The sequence below is a fragment of the Sphingomonas sp. CCH9-F2 genome (assembly GCF_001556735.1).
GTDB classification, from domain to species: Bacteria; Pseudomonadota; Alphaproteobacteria; order Sphingomonadales; family Sphingomonadaceae; genus Sphingomonas; species Sphingomonas ginsenosidimutans.
In genome coordinates this window covers 1-209 of the sequence record NZ_LSJO01000440.1, presented here as the reverse complement: position 1 = coordinate 209, position 209 = coordinate 1, and the positions used below count along the sequence as shown (strand labels likewise).

Annotated in this window: 1 pseudogene; it reads left to right on the top strand. The window is 69.9% G+C overall.

What is annotated here, in order from left to right:
- Positions 1-101, top strand: a pseudogene (locus AX685_RS22615) (conjugal transfer protein TraD); the annotation flags it as partial.
- Positions 102-209 lie beyond the last annotated feature (108 nt).

The window sequence follows — 209 nt, the reverse complement described above, 5'->3', positions numbered from 1 at the left end:
GCCGCGCGCGCGGTGATGATGCCGGCGACGTGCTGGCGCTGTGGAAGCGGCGCGGCAAGCGGGCGTTCGATGCGGAAGCGGAAACGACGGAGGCGAGCTGATGGCGGATTTCGATATCGAGGCGATCCGCGCCGAAGTGCGCGCGATGGATTTCACGCGCGGCACGCCGGCGGAAGTCGCCATGTGGCGCGAGGACATGGCGGACTCGC